The sequence below is a fragment of the Streptococcus sp. CM6 genome, from assembly GCF_000526095.1.
Taxonomy (GTDB): domain Bacteria; phylum Bacillota; class Bacilli; order Lactobacillales; family Streptococcaceae; genus Streptococcus; species Streptococcus oralis_BW.
Window position 1 is genome coordinate 42186 of the sequence record NZ_JATS01000006.1, and the last position, 15240, is coordinate 57425.

The 15240-nt window shown below is 40.5% G+C and carries 12 protein-coding genes; 4 read left to right on the plus strand and 8 right to left on the minus strand.

The window, feature by feature from the left end; translation table 11 throughout:
• Nucleotides 1–9 precede the first annotated feature (9 nt).
• From HMPREF1516_RS01495 to HMPREF1516_RS01510, 4 genes are all read right to left on the minus strand, one after another.
• Entirely contained in the window at nucleotides 10–927 is a 918-nt protein-coding gene (locus tag HMPREF1516_RS01495; RefSeq protein ID WP_000747424.1) for a metal ABC transporter substrate-binding protein, read from the minus strand.
• A gap of 195 nt (nucleotides 928–1122) precedes the next feature.
• Nucleotides 1123–3681: a pneumococcal-type histidine triad protein gene (locus HMPREF1516_RS01500; RefSeq protein WP_033605640.1), complete on the minus strand. Its 2559-nt coding sequence runs from the start codon at nucleotides 3679–3681 to the stop codon at nucleotides 1123–1125.
• Between the two features lie 259 nt (nucleotides 3682–3940).
• Nucleotides 3941–5674, minus strand: coding sequence for a phosphoenolpyruvate--protein phosphotransferase (gene ptsP, locus HMPREF1516_RS01505; RefSeq protein WP_000138125.1), 1734 nt, complete (start codon nucleotides 5672–5674; stop codon nucleotides 3941–3943).
• 5 nt (nucleotides 5675–5679) lie between these two features.
• Entirely contained in the window at nucleotides 5680–5943 is a 264-nt protein-coding gene (locus tag HMPREF1516_RS01510; protein ID WP_000146948.1) for a phosphocarrier protein HPr, read from the minus strand.
• A 361-nt stretch (nucleotides 5944–6304) separates the two neighbouring features.
• Between HMPREF1516_RS01510 and nrdH the strand changes: the two genes are divergently transcribed.
• From nrdH to HMPREF1516_RS01530, 4 genes are all read left to right on the plus strand, one after another.
• Nucleotides 6305–6523, plus strand: a complete 219-nt coding sequence (gene nrdH / locus HMPREF1516_RS01515) for a glutaredoxin-like protein NrdH (RefSeq protein ID WP_000259240.1) — start codon at nucleotides 6305–6307, stop codon at nucleotides 6521–6523.
• An 80-nt stretch (nucleotides 6524–6603) separates the two neighbouring features.
• Nucleotides 6604–8763 carry a class 1b ribonucleoside-diphosphate reductase subunit alpha gene (gene nrdE, locus HMPREF1516_RS01520; protein ID WP_033605641.1) on the plus strand — a complete coding sequence of 720 codons (2160 nt, stop codon included), beginning with the start codon at nucleotides 6604–6606 and terminating at the stop codon, nucleotides 8761–8763.
• A gap of 188 nt (nucleotides 8764–8951) precedes the next feature.
• The gene (gene nrdF / locus HMPREF1516_RS01525; protein WP_033605642.1) at nucleotides 8952–9914 is read left to right on the plus strand and encodes a class 1b ribonucleoside-diphosphate reductase subunit beta; all 963 of its coding nucleotides are present in this window, start codon (nucleotides 8952–8954) and stop codon (nucleotides 9912–9914) included.
• A gap of 141 nt (nucleotides 9915–10055) precedes the next feature.
• The gene (locus tag HMPREF1516_RS01530) at nucleotides 10056–10823 is read left to right on the plus strand and encodes a DeoR/GlpR family DNA-binding transcription regulator (protein WP_000917585.1); all 768 of its coding nucleotides are present in this window, start codon (nucleotides 10056–10058) and stop codon (nucleotides 10821–10823) included.
• A 39-nt stretch (nucleotides 10824–10862) separates the two neighbouring features.
• On the opposite strand, the gene lacG is transcribed toward HMPREF1516_RS01530, so the two are convergent.
• From lacG to HMPREF1516_RS01550, 4 genes are all read right to left on the minus strand, one after another.
• A complete protein-coding gene (lacG, locus tag HMPREF1516_RS01535) occupies nucleotides 10863–12269 on the minus strand; it encodes a 6-phospho-beta-galactosidase (RefSeq protein WP_000169301.1) in 1407 nt (468 codons plus the stop codon).
• An 84-nt stretch (nucleotides 12270–12353) separates the two neighbouring features.
• Nucleotides 12354–14048, minus strand: coding sequence for a lactose-specific PTS transporter subunit EIIC (locus HMPREF1516_RS01540; protein WP_001037312.1), 1695 nt, complete (start codon nucleotides 14046–14048; stop codon nucleotides 12354–12356).
• A complete protein-coding gene (locus tag HMPREF1516_RS01545; RefSeq protein WP_009730102.1) occupies nucleotides 14048–14365 on the minus strand; it encodes a PTS lactose/cellobiose transporter subunit IIA in 318 nt (105 codons plus the stop codon). Before HMPREF1516_RS01545 ends, HMPREF1516_RS01540 begins: the two co-directional genes overlap by 1 nt.
• Before the next feature lie 35 nt (nucleotides 14366–14400).
• Nucleotides 14401–15237: a PRD domain-containing protein gene (locus HMPREF1516_RS01550; protein WP_000285743.1), complete on the minus strand. Its 837-nt coding sequence runs from the start codon at nucleotides 15235–15237 to the stop codon at nucleotides 14401–14403.
• Nucleotides 15238–15240 lie beyond the last annotated feature (3 nt).

Consider the following 15240-nt stretch of genomic DNA (forward strand, 5'->3'; position numbering starts at 1 on the left):
ATCATCTCCTTATTTTAATTCTTCTGCAAGAACATTCATATTTTCTTCAAGGTTTTCTAAGTAAGTTTTATCATTTTCAGGATCTGCTTCCAAAGGATTGAGTGTCTTTAGACTAACTCCCGTTGATTTAACCAAGGTCTCAGCGACTTTAGAAGAAGCGTTGCTCTCAGTAAAGATGGTTTTAACCTTATAGGTTTTAACGAATTCCTGAATTTCTGTTAGTTGTCTCGGACTTGGCTCTTGTTCAGGGGAAATCCCTGCTATACCAAGTTGTTTCAAACCAAAGCGTTTAGCGAGATAAGAAAAGGCTGTGTGTTGTGTAACAAAGGTCTTTTGACTCGCTTTTTCAAAAATAGGCTGGTACTTCTTAGTCAATTCTTGGGCTTTAGCGATAAAGTTTTTAGCATTCTTTTGATACGTTTCCTTATTAGCACTATCAATCTCCGAAAGTTTGTCAGCGATAATCTGAGCTTCTTCACCTGCTTTTTCTGGATCTAACCAAGTGTGAGGGTCATAGAGTGTTTTTTCATCGATGCCGTCACCAGCTTCTACATCTTCTAAGCCCGGTACACGTTCCAAGGTCATTCCTTCAGAAGCTTCTAAAACTTTAACTTTTGAGTTTTTCAAGTTAGGATCTAGACTTCCAGCCCAAGATTCGAGCGTATGAGAATGGTAGACAAAGACATCCGCGTCATAAATAGCAGCAATGTCATTTGCTGACGGTTCAAAGGAGTGAATCCCACTACTTGACTGAATCATCCGTACGTCATTCAAGTCCCCCGATACCTCTTTGACCATGGCGTAGATAGGGTAAAAACTTGTTACAATCTTCATCCCTTTTGCTTCTTGTTTTTCTTTTTGACCACATGCTCCTAAGACAAGAACCAGCAGACTTGCCACTAATAATAGAAATGTTCTTTTTTTCATCATTACTCCTTAACTAGTATTTAACCGTTTAATTAACTAGTAAATAGTTTATCTTTATTTACACTATATGTCAAGATATTTTACATATTTTCATGAAAAAAATGAGAACTAGAACTTACATTCTGTTCTCATTTTCGATTTTAACTTTTCTAGATCTCCTATCCTGTTTTTAGGATCTAGAAAATGCTTCTACCTTTACTTGCTCTCCTTTAATAAAGCCAACAACTTTTCAGCATCAGCCATAATGGTATTGTTATCCTGAGCACCAAATAGCAGGTTATTTTTTAAGCCAGTGAGAGTTTCTTTGGCATTGGACTTGATAATGGGGTCTTGGATCTTTGCAAGTAGCTCTTCAGCCTCTCTCAACTTCGCTTCAACCTTTTCAGTCTCGACCTGAGGTTCTTCTGGTTCCTCTGGTGATTCTTCTTCCGGCTCCTCAGTTGGTTTTGGAGATTCTGGTTTCTCACTTTGAGGCTTCTCTTCGCGTGGCTTTTCTTCCTCAGGTTTGTCTGTCCGAGGTTTCTCCTCTGATGGTTTTTCCGTTTGATTGGTATCAGCTTGACCATTTTGGTTTCTTTGAACATGATCACTTGCATTGCCCCAACCACTATCTGAATGCGGACGTTCGTTCGGATGTTCGACATAGTACTTGACAGTCGCAAAGAGATCTTCAAGAGTATATCCTTTAGGTGCCTCATAAAGTCCTTCGTCAAACCACTCAAATTTGATGTTATGGTAATGATCATAATGAGGAATGATTAAACTACCGTTTTTAACTTCCACGGTATGTTGGAGATTGTAAGGCATACGATCAAGCGGCACCTTTTTAGCTGCTTTCACGCGGTTGTAGATAGCTTCTGCTCCTTTAGCCTCCGTATTTCCTGGATTCTGATGGTCTGTTGAAGGAGGAGTCAAACCTTTCTCTTTAGCATAAGCCTGGGCTGCCGCTCTTTCGGCTTCAGACAAACTATCTTTTTTAATCCAATGGCTATGGGTCATATGTGGAGTTACATAGGCATCCCCCTCATCACTGGTGATATCACGAGGATCAAAGATATAGCCATCTTCTGTTGTATACTTGCCTGCCAACTTGGCTACCTGAATCTCATCATCAGTGTAGGCAATTTGCGCATTTGGTTTTCCTAAACGTTCTGGATGACGAATCGGTGCTAGAAAGGCCAAGATATCATCCACCAACTTGACTTTATCACTGCTTTCATCATTTAAACGTTCCAACAGTTTATCCAAAGTGTCAAAATCAGCTTGACGCCCTTTATTAGCAAGTAAGTCTTGATGAACTGCTGCTAGTAAATCATAAGCCTTATTGTAAAATCCTCGATTACCAGATGGGAGGTTGGTTTTCTTAGCTCCGAGTTTATGAGATAAACTTTCTTGCTTGGCTAGTTTATTATCAATGGCTGCTGCTGTTTCTGCTGAAAGTTCCTTGGCAGGAATATAACGAGAGATTCCATTCTCCTCAAATACATAGCCATTGGCTACTTTTCGAATCACCTGTTTGACCAATTTTTCGTCAATTGGATTGCTTGGAGATGGTTGAGGATTTGGTGCAGGTTGCAGGCTTGGACTAGGTTCCGGAGTCGGTTGTGGACTTGGTTGTTCTGGTCTTGAATCTGGCACCCTATGGTTCGAACTGTACTGTAGAGGAATAATACGAGCGATTCGTTCTTCCAATTCAGACATCTGTGAATAAGGGATGAAATGGTAATGGTTCCCATGAGGTACAGCAACTCCTCTAGCTGTTCGACTTGTAATCTGTGCTGGGTCGAAGACAAGGCCATCAGATTCTACGTGTCGTTGGCTGAGTGGCAAGGCGTAAAGTTGTTTCAGAAGGCTATCAATATCCTCATCACTCTGACTTGCTTGGTTATCGTCGCTACTGTTGTTAGCTGTGTTCGTGTTCGTATAGCTGTTGCTTTGATTGTTATAGCTGTTGCCTTGATTATTATAGGATGGAGTCCATCTATCTACATCGCTGCTAGCACTGTTGTTATTGCTACGGCGATAAGTAGGCGTATTCGATTGACCACTTCTACCAGATAGAAAGGCTTCTGCTGCAGCCAATTCGCTGGCTGATAACTCACTTTTAGGAATGTAATGATAATGGTCGCCATGAGGAACGATGTAAGCATCACCAGTATCTTCAATGATATCAGAGGCATTAAAGATGTAGCCATCATCCGTGGTGTAGCGTCCTTGTGAACGTGCCAAGGCTACCGCACCATCATTTGCTGAAGTTCCTCCTTCACGATGCTGACTATGCTCTTGTTTTTGTCGATTGATTTCTTCTTTCGTACGGACATTATCCGCATGGGCCGCATCCTTAAGGTAAACATAGTATTTTCCATCTACCTTAATAACATAACCACCCTTGATTTCACTGACAATATCCTCGTCCTTGAGCTGGTAGTTTGGATCCTTCATGAGCAACTCTTCACTGATGATAGCGTCATAAGGGACCTTACCATTGTAATAATGATAGTGGTCGCCATGTGAAGTGACATAGCCTTGGTCTGTTATCTTGATGACGATTTGTTCGGCATTGATGCCTTCTTTTTTACTAACCTCATCAGGAGTTAGATTCTCCGTTTTTTGCGCTGCTTGTTTTCCATCAACGTAAGACACACGATTATTTTCCTTGACTATTCTAGCTTGATACAATCCCAACTCATAAGAACAAACACTTAAAATCAAGGCTGCCGCAGAACCTGCTAGATATTTTTTATTAATTTTCATCGAAACTCTCTTTCTTTTTGATATTTCTAGTTGCAATTCATTCCTAAATTGCAGAAACTCCTCTCTAAAAGTTAACTGGTTAATAGTTTACTCCTAAATTTTCAACTTGTCAAGAATTTTATGAACCAGTTAACGATTTTTTTGTTTTCTACACTATCTTCTATCTGAACAGTCTGATTTGAGAATCCTATATTGAAAATCAATCACCAAATTTTTTAAAACAAAAAATCCCTGCAACTGAGTTGCAAGGACCTTTCAATTAATCAAAGTCAACGTATTCTTTTTGAAGTTCAAGAACTTCTTCCATTGTTGAGCATTCTGTAAGGGCACGGTTTGCGTACTCTTCCATCTTAGCTGTGTCGAGTTTCTTCATCAAGCTACGTGTACGAAGGACAGATGTTGCTGACATAGAGAACTCATCCAAGCCCATTCCGACAAGAAGTGGAACAGCTTTTTGGTCACCAGCCATCTCACCACACATACCTGCCCATTTACCTTCAGCGTGAGCTGCTTTGATAACATTGTTAATCAAACGTAGGATTGATGGGTTGTATGGTTGGTAAAGGTATGAAACTTGCTCGTTCATACGGTCTGCTGCCATTGTGTATTGGATCAAGTCGTTTGTACCAATTGAGAAGAAGTCAACTTCTTTTGCAAATTGGTCTGCAAGCATTGCTGCTGCTGGGATTTCGATCATGATACCAACTTGGATATTATCCGCAACTGCAACACCTTCAGCAAGAAGGTTTGCTTTTTCTTCGTCAAAGACTGCCTTCGCTGCACGGAATTCTTTCAAGAGCGCAACCATCGGGAACATGATACGCAATTGACCGTGTACAGACGCACGAAGAAGAGCACGGATTTGTGTGCGGAACATAGCATCTCCAGTTTCAGAAATAGAGATACGAAGGGCACGGAATCCAAGGAATGGGTTCATTTCATGAGGCATATCGAAGTAAGGAAGTTCCTTATCTCCACCGATATCCATTGTACGAACAACAACAGGCTTACCGTTCATTCCTTCAAGTACAGCTTTGTATGCTTCGTACTGCTCGTCTTCTGTTGGGAAGTCTTGAGAATCCATGTACAAGAACTCTGTACGGTAAAGACCAACAGCTTCGGCACCGTTGACATTGACACCTTCAACGTCTTTTGGAGTACCGATGTTAGCAGCCAATTCAAAGTGTTTACCATCAGCAGTTACTGTCTTAGCATCTTTCAAGAGAGCCCATTCAGCTTTTTGTTTCGCATAAGCTTCACCAGCTGCCTTGAATTCTGCCGCTTGCTCATCAGTTGGGTTGATAATCACTTCACCAGTGATACCGTTAACAGCAAGGATATCACCATCTTTAACAATTTCAGTGATGTTGTTTGTACCCAATACTGCAGCTATTTCAAGTGTACGCGCCATGATAGCTGAGTGGCTCGTACGTCCACCGATGTTGGTTACAAAAGCTTTTACAAAGTTTTTGTCCAATTGAGCTGTATCTGAAGGAGTCAAGTCATGCGCAATCACGATCACTTCTTCATTGATAGAAGCTGGGTTTGGCAATTTCTTACCAAGGAGATTTGCCAATACACGTTTCGTCACGTCGCGGATATCCGCTGCACGTTCTTGCATGTATGGGTTGTCTTCCATACCTTCAAAGATAGTGATAAACATGTCTGTCACTTCTTTCAGACCTGCTTCTGCATTCACTTTCTTCGCACGGATTGTTTCCTTAATTTGGCTGATCATTTCTGGGTCAGCAAGAACCATTAAGTGAGCGTCAAAAACTTGAGCAGCTTCTTCACCGAGCGTACCTACTGCTTTCTCACGAATAACAGAAAGCTCGTCTTGTGATGCTTTTAGAGCGGCATCAAGGCGAGCTTCTTCTGCGTTTGTATCTTCGACTGTAATAGTCTCAAATGACAAATCCGGTTGAACGAGTAGATATGCTTTTGCAACTGCAACACCGTCTGATGCTGCGATTCCTTTAAGCATTTCTGTCATTTTCCTTATGCCAATCCTTCTTTTTCCATAGTTTCAGTGATAGCAGCGATTGCGTCGTCAGCATCTGCACCTTCAGCTGAAATTGTAACGTCAGCACCTTGGCCAACACCAAGACTCATAACACCCATGATAGATTTAAGGTTTACTGATTTACCTTTGTATTCAAGAGTGATATCTGAAGCAAATTTGCTAGCTGTTTGAACCAACAATGTTGCTGGACGTGCGTGAATACCTGTTTCTGCCACTACGTGGAAATCTTTAGAAGCCATAGTTTGACTCTCCTTTAGTTATTTCTTTTTTGGATTATATGTGATAACCCTTACAAGACTGTATTATATCACCTTCTAGATAATTTTTCAAGTATTTTATGGATTTTCTTCGTTTTCCTTTCTGATAACTTGCTGAAAATCTTCTATTTATATTGCCAATATACAGTATGTAGTTTTTTTATTTTGAGAAAGTTTGACAATTCAACGGAAGTCAAAATTTATGTTTCAAAAAACACTATATCTTGTGTTTTGATTTCAAAACTGTAACTTTTTAGCACAAGATTTAGTTTAAAAAGTTTGACAAAGTTTTTTTTTCTGATATACTAAGAAAGTAATCTATTTTGAAAGAGGAGTTACGAAAATGGTAACCGTTTATTCTAAAAATAACTGCGTCCAATGTAAGATGACCAAACGTTTCTTGGACAGCAACAATGTCGCTTATCGTGAGATCAATCTCGACGAGCAACCAGAGTACATAGATCAAGTTAAAGAGCTTGGTTTCAGCGCTGCTCCTGTTATCCAAACACCAACTGAAGTCTTTTCAGGTTTCCAACCAGGAAAACTGAAACAATTAGCATAATCTTAGTACATCATCCAGAAGAGATTGCTTCTAGGGCTAACTTAGAGGCCTTTCTTTTGTAATTAGATAAAGGAAATTTTATGGGATTAAAACATCTTGAGGACGTGACTTACTTCCGTCTCAATAACGAAATCAACCGTCCTGTCAATGGACAAATCATGCTTCATAAAGATAAAGAAGCCTTGGATGCCTTCTTTAAAGAAAATGTAGTTCCAAACACTATGGTTTTTGATTCAATTACTGATAAAATCAACTACCTTATTGAACATAACTATATTGAAACTGCATTTCTCAAGAAGTACCGTCCAGAGTTTTTGGAAGAACTGCATCAATTCATCAAAGACCAAAACTTCCAATTCAAATCATTCATGGCAGCCTATAAGTTTTACAACCAGTACGCCTTGAAGACTAATGACGGTGAATATTACCTTGAAAGTATGGAAGACCGTGTCTTCTTTAATGCACTTTACTTTGCTGACGGGGATGAAGCGATCGCGACTGATATTGCCAATGAAATCATCCACCAACGCTACCAACCAGCTACTCCTTCCTTTTTGAACGCAGGCCGTGCTCGTCGTGGGGAGTTGGTCTCTTGTTTCTTGATTCAAGTAACTGATGACATGAACTCTATCGGACGTTCTATCAACTCTGCTCTTCAACTTTCACGTATCGGTGGTGGTGTGGGAATTTCCCTCAGCAACCTTCGTGAAGCTGGAGCTCCTATCAAAGGTTATGAAGGTGCTGCTTCTGGTGTCGTACCAGTTATGAAGCTTTTTGAAGACAGCTTCTCTTACTCAAACCAACTCGGGCAACGTCAAGGTGCCGGGGTTGTCTACCTCAACGTCTTTCACCCAGATATCATCGCTTTCCTTTCCACTAAGAAAGAAAATGCCGATGAAAAGGTTCGTGTTAAGACCCTCTCACTTGGAGTTGTGGTACCCGATAAATTCTACGAATTAGCTCGTAAAAATGAAGAAATGTATCTCTTTAGCCCTTACTCTGTAGAGCTTGAGTACGGTGTACCATTCAACTACATCGACATCACTGAAAAATACGATGAATTAGTCGCAAATCCAAATATCCGCAAGACAAAAATCAAGGCGCGTGATTTGGAAACTGAAATCTCTAAATTGCAACAAGAATCTGGTTACCCTTATGTAGTCAACATTGATACGGCTAACCGTGCAAATCCAGTAGATGGAAAGATTATCATGAGTAACTTGTGTTCTGAGATTCTTCAGGTCCAAGAACCAAGCTTGATCAACGATGCTCAAGAATTCCTTCAAATGGGAACAGACGTTTCATGTAACCTTGGATCAACAAACGTTGTCAACATGATGACTTCACCTAACTTTGGTCGTTCTATTCGCGCTATGGTTCGTGCCCTTACTTTCGTTACAGATAGTTCACACATCGTAGCCGTCCCTACTATCGACCACGGAAATAGCTTGGCTCACACCTTTGGTCTTGGTGCCATGGGACTTCACAGTTACCTTGCGCAACAACTGATCGAATATGGATCACCTGAGTCAATTGAATTTACAAGCATCTACTTTATGCTTATGAACTACTGGACCTTGGTGGAATCAAATAATATCGCCCGTGAACGTGGTATCACCTTCCACAACTTTGAAAAATCAGACTATGCTAACGGTAGCTACTTTGACAAGTATGTAACTGGCGAATTTGTTCCAAAATCAGACCGTGTTAAAGAACTCTTTAAAGATGTCTTTATACCAAGTGCTGCTGACTGGGCTGAACTTCGCGAAAAGGTTCAAGCAGATGGTCTTTATCACCAAAACCGTCTTGCTGTTGCTCCAAATGGTTCTATCAGCTACATCAACGATGTTTCTGCTTCTATCCACCCGATTACGCAACGTATCGAAGAACGTCAAGAAAAGAAAATCGGTAAGATCTACTATCCTGCTGCAGGCTTGTCTACAGATACCATTCCTTACTACACTTCTGCTTATGACATGGATATGCGTAAAGTGATTAATGTTTACGCTGCTGCAACTGAACACGTGGATCAAGGACTTTCACTCACCCTCTTTATGCGTAGCGACATTCCAAAAGGTCTTTACGAATGGAAGAAAGAAAACAAACAAACGACACGTGACTTGTCAATCCTTCGTAACTATGCCTTTAACAAGGGTATCAAGTCTATCTACTATGTCCGTACCTTTACAGACGACGGTGGAGAGGTCGGTGCTAACCAATGTGAAAGCTGTGTGATTTAGTTTTTATCTGAGGCAACCACATTTTCTCAGACTAGTGATTCAATCACCATGTTAGACTGGAATAAGCATCTATACTATGAAATAACAAAAAGTCGGACTTCCGACTTTTTGTGCGATACTCCTCTAGAATTATGATAAAATAGAGAGGATTCGACAATCGCATTATTACATACAGAAAGAGATTTCAAATGGAAACTTACTACAAAGCCATTAACTGGAATGCCATCGAAGATGTCATCGACAAATCAACTTGGGAAAAGCTGACGGAGCAATTCTGGCTCGATACACGTATCCCCTTGTCAAATGACCTTGATGACTGGAGAAAACTATCAAACAAAGAAAAAGACTTGGTTGGAAAAGTCTTTGGTGGTTTGACCCTTTTGGATACCATGCAATCTGAAACAGGGGTTCAAGCGCTTCGCTCAGACATCCGTACACCGCATGAGGAAGCTGTTTTCAACAACATCCAATTTATGGAATCTGTCCACGCAAAATCTTACTCTTCTATCTTTTCAACCTTGAATACTAAGGCTGAAATTGAAGAAATCTTTGAATGGACCAACACTAATCCCTACCTACAAAGAAAAGCAGAAATTATCAATGAAATCTACCTCAATGGTAGCCCCCTTGAAAAGAAGGTTGCCAGCGTTTTCCTTGAAACCTTCCTCTTCTACTCTGGTTTCTTTACACCACTCTACTATCTCGGTAACAACAAACTGGCCAACGTTGCGGAAATTATCAAGTTGATTATCCGTGATGAATCTGTTCACGGAACTTACATTGGTTACAAGTTCCAGCTTGGTTTTAACGAATTGCCTGAAGAAGAGCAAGAAAAACTTAAAGAATGGATGTACGACCTGCTCTACACTCTCTACGAGAACGAAGAGGGCTATACAGAAAGTCTCTATGACGGTGTTGGTTGGACGGAAGAAGTTAAAACCTTCCTTCGCTACAATGCTAACAAGGCGCTCATGAACCTGGGGCAAGATCCACTCTTCCCAGACTCAGCAGATGATGTCAATCCTATTGTCATGAACGGAATCTCAACTGGAACATCCAATCACGACTTCTTCTCCCAAGTCGGAAATGGTTACCTCCTCGGTGAAGTTGAGGCCATGCAAGATGATGATTACAACTACGGTTTAGATTAAAAATAAGCTTTCATCCATACTTCTCACAGTTTGTTTAAACAGACTGTGAGATTTTTGTTTTTGTTTTATTTTGTTTTTTTCTATTTGATTGATCGAGCGTTTTATGGTAAGATAATAATAGTAGAAATCGAGGTGATAAGGATGCTGAAGCAAGAAAAACTAGATAGTATTTTAGAAGCAGTAAATACAAAAGGCACTATTACTGTAAAAGAGATTATGGAGAGTCTTGATGTGTCAGATATGACAGCTCGTCGCTACTTACAAGAATTGGCAGATAAGGATTTGCTGGTACGCGTGCATGGTGGCGCTGAAAAACTTCGTACAGGTTCTCTCTTAAACAACGAACGCTCAAATGTTGAAAAACAAGGCTTGCAGATTGCTGAAAAACAAGAAATTAGCCGTTTTGCCGGCCATTTGATTGACGAAGGTGAAACTATTTTTATCGGGCCAGGAACAACCTTAGAATGTTTTGCTCGTGAGCTCCCTATCGATAACATTCGTGTTGTAACAAACAGTCTTCCAGTTTTTCTCATCCTAAACGAACGAAAATTAACAGATTTGATCTTGATTGGCGGAAATTATCGCTCTATCACTGGTGCTTTTGTAGGGACACTCACCTTGCAGGATTTGACAAATCTTCAGTTTTCTAAGGCATTTGTTAGCTGTAATGGTATTAAGGATAAAGCAATTGCTACTTTCAGTGAAGAAGAGGGCGAGGTACAACGAATCGCCTTGAACAATGCCAATAAAAAATACTTACTGGCAGACCACAGTAAGTTTAATAAGTTTGATTTTTACACTTTTTACAATATCTCAGAGATTGATACCATCGTTTCAGATTCCAAACTGAGTCAGGAGACATTTGAAGATCTGTCGAAACAAACAACCATTCTTTTATCAAAACCATAAAAATTCCCCTGCCTTTTGGCGGGGAATTTTTGTTGAATTTTAATCAATAAGTTGTGTCTCAGCTAGTTTCTTGTACCAGTGAGCTGATTTCTTTGGATAGCGCTCCTGGGTTTCAAAATCAACATAGAAGAGGCCGTAACGCTTTTCGTAACCATTTGACCAAGAAAAGACATCCATTAGCGACCAGATAAAATAGCCTTTGACATTGGCTCCATCGGAGATTGCATCTGCTATCACTTCCATGTGTTTCTTAACATAATCAATCCGTCCATCATCGTAGACTGTCCCATCCACAAACTCATCTTTGTATCCGAGACCATTCTCTGTGATGTAGATTTTCTTGTAATTTGGGTAATCTTTCTTCACGCGCATGATTTGATCATACAAACCTTGAGGATAGATAATCCAGTCCCAGTCCGTACGTGGGACATAGTCAGGCGCCACTCGACGTCCAACTCCCTTAATCTGATACTTAGAGCTTCCTTTTTCACCCTTACCGTTATGAATGATTTCTGTTTCGCCATCAAAGGCTTGCATCCAATCACTCATGTAGTAGTTAATTCCAAGGAAGTCATTCAGGTCTTTTGCTGCTTCTAGGACTGCGAAGTCTTCTTCACGCAGATCTAAACTTCCACCATTGACTGCTAAGATATGGTTGACACCTTCCATTGTTTCTTCGGAATATCGTCCTAGATAAGTCGCATCCAAAATAAATTTATTGTGAATGATATCTTCTAACTCGGCTGCACGAACATCTGCTGGATTATCTGGATCCAGAGGATACTTAGTAGGCAGTGCATGAACCACACCAATTTCACCCTTATATCCCTTATCCTTGAAAAGTTTTACTGCACGCGCATGCGACACCATCATATTGTGATGAGATTGGAAGACTTTGGCAAGGTCGTACTGGATACCTGGTGGAAATTTCCCAACCAAATACTGGCCATCTCCTATCGGCCCAATTTCATTAAAGGTTGTCCAAAAGTTAACTTCAGGAAATTCTTCAAAACAGAAGGCCGCATAATCCACAAAGTGATTAATGTTTTCTCTATTCAGGAAATCTCCGTTTGAATGAAGTGCTTCTGGCGTGTCAAAGTGATGAAGAGTCACGAAGGGCTCAACATGCCGTTTGTGGCACTCTGCAAATAGATTATGATAGAACTCAACCCCCTTGTCATTAACCTTCCCATAACCCGTTGGAAAGATACGTGACCAAGCGATTGAAATACGGATACCATTGACACCATATTCTTCTGCAAGTTTGAGGTCAACTGGATATTTGTGATAGAAATCACTGGCTGGTTCAGCAGTGTACCAGTAGTTATCTTTGAGGTATTTGTCCCAGGCGACTGGCCCTTTACCATCAGTATGTGTAGCACCTTCTGCTTGGTAGGCTGCTGTTGCTCCGCCAAAAATAAAGTCTTTTGGAAGTGTTTTTGTCATTTGATTCACCTTTCAAGAAATAGAAATGAGATGGGGGTATAGTTGGGAGGAGTTCCTCCATCTCACTTCTTCGCTATTTACATTTTATTCTTCGAACTGCGCTTGAACAAAGGCAAGAGCGCCTTTTCCATCGCGAGTCAGTTTAATGTATTGGCCACCTTCTGTCTTAGCAAGTTTGATACCAAGTTTGTCGGTTTCGGCCTTCATGTCTTCAAAGTTTGAAGCAACTTGAGGAGCAAGGATAACCAGATCAAACTCTGGCAACATTTCACGGTGAGCTCCATAGCCACCAGCTGCTGCTTTCACAGGAACCTTGTACTCTGCAGCTGCTTTGTTTAGAGCGTTTGCAAGGAGACCACTTGTACCTCCACCAGCACAGAGAACGAGAACATTTGTTTCTTCTGTGATTGTGTTTTGAGCTGCTTCTACACCTGCTTTTTCAAGAATAGCATCTGCTTTGGCAGTATTGAAGTTTGCAGCTACTTTTTCTTTTAATTCATCATTAACTTTACCAGAACGCTCTTCTTCAAGGATTTGTTCATCATAGACTTTAAGGAATGGATAGTAAATGACAATGTCAACAACAATTAGAAGGGCAGCAAGGATGAACGATAGAACTTGGAAGTTTGTACCGAGAACAATACCGAGCGGACCTGGTGTTGTCCAAGGAAGGTTGGCAGTAAATGAGTTCATGCCGAGCGTTTCAATGAAGAATTTAAAGATCCATACGTTTGCGATTGGAGCAAAGATGAATGGAATAAAGAAGATTGGGTTCAAGACTAGCGGAGCACCAAACAGGATTGGTTCGTTCACACCGAAGAAGGTTGGTACTACTGACGCACGTCCGATTGCACGGTTTCGTTTCGATTTGGTCAACCACATGAACATGAATGGAACAACCAGTGTCGCACCAGTACCACCCATGGTAACGATAAACATTTGTGTACCAGAAGTAAGGATCTTGTCAGCGTGCATCCCTTGTTGGAGAAGGTTCAAGTTGACTTCAGCATTTGCATAGGTAATAGCTGCGATTGCTGGCTCGACGATTGAAGGACCGTGGATACCAACAAACCAGAAGAAGGCAAAGGCACCAAAGATAATCGTAATACCTAGATAACCATCAGCAGCAGAGAATAATGGTGCAAAGAATTTACCGATTGATTCAGCTACGCTTGCACCAACAAAATGACGAGCTAGTAAATCAAGAGCATAAAGAGAAACCACTGATAGAGTGAATGGAATCACATCTTTAAATACTTGTGAGATATTTGGTGGAACTTCGTCAGGCATACGAATAGTGACGTTGTTCTTAACACAAACCTTATAGATGGCTACAGTAACAAAGGCAGCAAGGAAGGCTGAAAGCAAACCTTTTGTCCCCAAGAATCCAGTAGCTAGGCCATTTTCGATAGGATCAGCTGCCAACATCAACAAACCAACAATTGCTGCCAAAAGTGTTGACATATAGTTGATTTGATTGGTTTTCTCCATGCTACGGTTTACTGAGTCGGTCAATGACTTAGCTGTTGTACCAGCTACCAAGAGAGCTAGAATCCCCATTGAATAGCTATAAGGTTTCATGAGGAGATTAACAACATCATCAGACCATTTAAAGCCCCATGAGTTTGGTACAAAAGCAATCAAGATAAAGATACTTGAGAAGAGAATAACAGGCATCCCTGCAATGAAACCATCACGAATAGCACGAAGATAGATATTACGAGATAATTTCTCAAAGAAAGGTTTTCCTTTCTCAATAAATGCAATTAATTTATTCATTACTTAACTCCTCTCTTATAGAGTTCGATTAAATGGTGCATCAAATCTTTTAACAAGATAGTTGTCATCAAGTGGTCTTGGCCATGCATCATGGTTACACTATAGGCCAAATCCTCACCAGCTGCTTCCTTCGTCAATAGACTTGTTTGCGCGTGATGAGCCTCGGCGATACAGCCACCAGCTTCCTCCACGAGAGCATCTGCTTTCGCAAAATCGCCAGCTTCAGCAGCCTTCAAGGCTTCCAATAGTTTTGAACGAGCATCGCCAGCATAGGCTACGATTTCAAAACCTAACAATGTTACTTCTTCTCTATTCATGATAGAATTCTCCTTATGTATTTTTAATTAAATTTTTATGACAATAAACGTTGGATATGTAGAACTAGATAAACTCGTTCACTTTTATACAAATCAAGACCCGTATGTTGCGTAATCACATCATAGATCTTGGAACCAATCTCGAACGCTTTTGGATAGGATTGTTTAATATGGTCTTCCATATATAGAAGCGATTGATTATCATCTCTGGAACGGTCTAAATAATCCAAAAAATAGTTGAGATGAATCATAAAGCGATCATAGAAATGGTTATTCTTTTTGGTTCGTTGAATCGCATACCCCTTTAGCACTTCTTCAACATTCCTGAGAATTTCTTTCCTCTTATCAATCGACTCAACCACTTGAACTTCATTCTCCCCTTCGGCATTGATGAAATGATAAGCGATCCGAATAATTTCATCCTCAGGGAAATGATCTGTCAACTTCTGACGATAGATTTCAAAGGCTTCCTTTGCGATTTGAAAAGCGACAGGATACTTGGCAGAAATATCTGGCAGATTACTATCCTTGTACCTTCCTTGTGTTAGAGCTTGATAGGAACAGTAAATATGATCTGTCAAGGTTACGTAGAGATACTCTTGAATCGGATAATGATATTTCTTCGATAACTTATCAATGATTTCATAAGTCACTGTGATAAAATCAAGCGGAACATCTTTGAGGAGAGCCATAAAGTTTTCTCTGGACTCTTCTGTCTTCATCCGAAAGATCTTCTCTACTTGGTTTTCAGAAATCAAATCCCCCTTCTTCTTTCCAAATGTAATCCCTTTACCAATCACAATCACTTCTTCTCCTTTGTCGTTTCTGACAAGCGAGACATTGTGATTCATTGGATTTAGAATTCGATACATGGC

Coding starts and splice junctions, on each gene's coding strand:
- HMPREF1516_RS01495 (WP_000747424.1), bottom strand. CDS start 927: ATGAAAAAAAGAACATTTCTATTATTAGTGGCAAGTCTGCTGGTTCTT.
- HMPREF1516_RS01500 (WP_033605640.1), bottom strand. CDS start 3,681: ATGAAAATTAATAAAAAATATCTAGCAGGTTCTGCGGCAGCCTTGATT.
- ptsP (WP_000138125.1), bottom strand. CDS start 5,674: ATGACAGAAATGCTTAAAGGAATCGCAGCATCAGACGGTGTTGCAGTT.
- HMPREF1516_RS01510 (WP_000146948.1), bottom strand. CDS start 5,943: ATGGCTTCTAAAGATTTCCACGTAGTGGCAGAAACAGGTATTCACGCA.
- nrdH (WP_000259240.1), top strand. CDS start 6,305: ATGGTAACCGTTTATTCTAAAAATAACTGCGTCCAATGTAAGATGACC.
- nrdE (WP_033605641.1), top strand. CDS start 6,604: ATGGGATTAAAACATCTTGAGGACGTGACTTACTTCCGTCTCAATAAC.
- nrdF (WP_033605642.1), top strand. CDS start 8,952: ATGGAAACTTACTACAAAGCCATTAACTGGAATGCCATCGAAGATGTC.
- HMPREF1516_RS01530 (WP_000917585.1), top strand. CDS start 10,056: ATGCTGAAGCAAGAAAAACTAGATAGTATTTTAGAAGCAGTAAATACA.
- lacG (WP_000169301.1), bottom strand. CDS start 12,269: ATGACAAAAACACTTCCAAAAGACTTTATTTTTGGCGGAGCAACAGCA.
- HMPREF1516_RS01540 (WP_001037312.1), bottom strand. CDS start 14,048: ATGAATAAATTAATTGCATTTATTGAGAAAGGAAAACCTTTCTTTGAG.
- HMPREF1516_RS01545 (WP_009730102.1), bottom strand. CDS start 14,365: ATGAATAGAGAAGAAGTAACATTGTTAGGTTTTGAAATCGTAGCCTAT.
- HMPREF1516_RS01550 (WP_000285743.1), bottom strand. CDS start 15,237: ATGTATCGAATTCTAAATCCAATGAATCACAATGTCTCGCTTGTCAGA.